Source organism: Polaribacter aquimarinus (genome assembly GCF_003129485.1).
Taxonomy (GTDB): Bacteria; Bacteroidota; Bacteroidia; order Flavobacteriales; family Flavobacteriaceae; genus Polaribacter; species Polaribacter aquimarinus.
On sequence record NZ_QFFG01000012.1, the window covers coordinates 1 to 2405 of the forward strand.

At 27.9% G+C, this 2405-nt stretch carries 3 protein-coding genes; all 3 read right to left on the reverse strand.

All coding sequences use genetic code 11. The features are described 5' to 3' along the window. Positions 1-186: 186 nt before the first annotated feature. The 3 genes from DIS07_RS14895 to DIS07_RS14905 all read right to left on the reverse strand — a co-directional run bounded on the left by DIS07_RS14895 (position 187) and on the right by DIS07_RS14905 (position 2136). Positions 187-579, reverse strand: a complete 393-nt coding sequence (locus DIS07_RS14895; RefSeq protein WP_146190749.1) for a hypothetical protein — start codon at positions 577-579, stop codon at positions 187-189. A gap of 63 nt (positions 580-642) precedes the next feature. After that, positions 643-1440, reverse strand: a complete 798-nt coding sequence (locus tag DIS07_RS14900) for a thioredoxin domain-containing protein (protein WP_109406064.1) — start codon at positions 1438-1440, stop codon at positions 643-645. Positions 1441-1596: 156 nt separating this feature from the next. After that, a complete protein-coding gene (locus DIS07_RS14905) occupies positions 1597-2136 on the reverse strand; it encodes a hypothetical protein (RefSeq protein ID WP_109406065.1) in 540 nt (179 codons plus the stop codon). Between the last annotated feature and the right edge of the window lie 269 nt (positions 2137-2405).

The following is a 2405-nucleotide window of genomic DNA, read 5'->3' on the forward strand; positions in this document are numbered from 1 at the left end:
TACCTAAATAGCATATTAAATAAAAAAATAAAAGCTCAAAAAACGAATGAATAGATTTTTGAGCCTAGAAAAATATTGTAAAAATTTAACGAAGAATTTATTTGTTTTTTAACTCAGTTCTTTGTTGCCAGTAGTTTGTTATTCCTACTTATTGACAATTCCCACTAAAATTAAATACCTTTTTTGTTATTTTAATAATCTTTTTTTTACCAGATATCCTAGTTTCTCTTTTAAGTCTTTTTCAATCGAGCATACATTTTTAAGCCTATCAAAGCTTTTTGAGTCAGCACCAAGGCTTTTTAAAAGCGATAAGTCATTTATAATAGAGTTTACTGCTTTTAAGCTGTCACTGTGAAATTGCTTTGCTAAGACTTTATCATGAGCTTTTTTTCGCTCTTTTTTTGTTTTGTTATCACTATATTTTTCTTTGCATTCACAAAATTCATTTAGATTTTTAGACCCTAGGCCATCCTCTGCTGTCATTTCTTTATATTTATCTGATTGATCTTTGTTATTCAGATTATTCATTTCACATCGCTCAACAAACTTCACAAAGCTGTTATTTGGCGAAGATAGCATTATATCGTTTATTGGACATACTGAGTAAGCAATAGTTGAATATAAAAGAAAGAGAAGTCTCATTTACTTGTAACACCTCACTAGTAATCTTCTGATATGAACTAAATCACTCTTTTTGTGAGCAGCATCAAAGCCATTATTCTCCACGTTGTAAATAAGCTTATTTAAAAAGCCTAACAAATCCTCTTCTTCTCCATTAGGTAAAACTTCTTTTTGTTGATAATCGATATTAGGGTTACACTTACCATCTTCATCATGATCGATGAGATCTTCTACAAAAGCATAGTTTCCAGTATCTATCGCAAACTTAAATAATGGCGCTTTATCTCTTAATTTTACATGCTTTGTATTTTTACAGATAATTTCGTTTTGTCTGTCTGAAATAAATTTGTATATATTGCCAACTTTAAAACCTTCTTTTTCAGCAACATATTTTACTTTACTTATAATCTTTTCAAATGTAGACAGATTTTTTACATAAGAACATATAAACATTTGTGCCATAAACGAAAGTGGTTTGTTTTTTTGATATTTATTTGGATTTAAAAGTATTTTGTTTTGTTGTTCTACATTCTGAAACCCCTTCACTAAAAAGAATTTTCCATTTTTCTTAATTATTTGAGTTGGAAATTCAACAATTTTATATTCTTCAATAATTGATTTGGCTTCACTAATTTCCAGTTTTTTAAGGCTATACTTTTTCAGATTTTCCTTAATGGCTAAATTTTCAAAAGTCTCGTTAATTAGCTTTTTAGAATAATTACAATCTTTACTATAAACTACAAATAATTCGTCTTTTTCATTCGAGAAAGAGAAGATACTTTTAAAAATCAATACAAAGATTAAAATTCCTTTTTTCATTTTTTTTGGTAATTACTGGCAACGGTTTTATATATGATTTGTTGCGTATTTCAAGCACTGAATTTAGTAAATAAAACACGAACCAAGAAAATCCGCGAGGATTTTCGTAAGTAGGCTAGAACCAGCAATAAATTATATATGTTGTTGTAACCAGTTTTATTCGCTAATTTCTTTAACGTTATAAATTTCTTTTCCTAAAGTTAAATAACTAATTCTGTATAGTTTACCACTTTCATTATATTCAAACTTTTTGTAGAAAAAGTCATTATAAGATTCATTTTCCCCTCTCATTATTTTCAAATCAGGTTCGATTCGGTTATTTATTTTATTTAAATTCAGAGTATAGTCAAATGTGTACCAATTATTTGTTGAAAAGTGTCCAAATTCATATAGTTTTTGGTCTTTATAATACAATTCAAATAATCGGTGTCCATAATCATTATCAATTCCTTTTCGGTTTTTTCCTTCTGCAAAAATTGTCGTTCCGCTATTTTTATTCACAACTTTAAAATCAGATAGGTTCAGATTTGAGTCCACTTTCAATTCAAACGTATTAAAGTCAAAAAAAATGGAAGAAATACTGGTAGCAATACTATTTTTGTCTTTTACTTTTTCAGCGTAATTTTTAAAACCATAGAAACATAAAATTCCGACAATTAGAATTAATAATAATTTCCGATTTTTATTCAGTTTCATTTGGTTTCTCAAATTGGTTACAACGTGTTTGTGTATGATTAGTTGCGTGTTTTAAGCACTAAAGTTAGCAAATAAAACACAGATAGAAAGTCCGCGAGGACTTTCGTAAATTGGCTAAAACCAAGCAATTAATTATACACGGCTTAAGTTTGTCTTTTACTAATTTTGATATATAATCAGAAAGAATAAAAGAGAGAATTAAGGTTAATATACACGGTGAAGCTTTATACTTCGACAACATTGGTAATCCTCTCTCTTTTCTACTTTTA

Bases quoted from the DNA above. Each gene is read 5' to 3' on its own strand.
- DIS07_RS14895 (WP_146190749.1), bottom strand. From the start codon at position 579: ATGCTATCTTCGCCAAATAACAGCTTTGTGAAGTTTGTTGAGCGATGT.
- DIS07_RS14905 (WP_109406065.1), bottom strand. From the start codon at position 2,136: ATGAAACTGAATAAAAATCGGAAATTATTATTAATTCTAATTGTCGGA.
- DIS07_RS14900 (WP_109406064.1), bottom strand. From the start codon at position 1,440: ATGAAAAAAGGAATTTTAATCTTTGTATTGATTTTTAAAAGTATCTTC.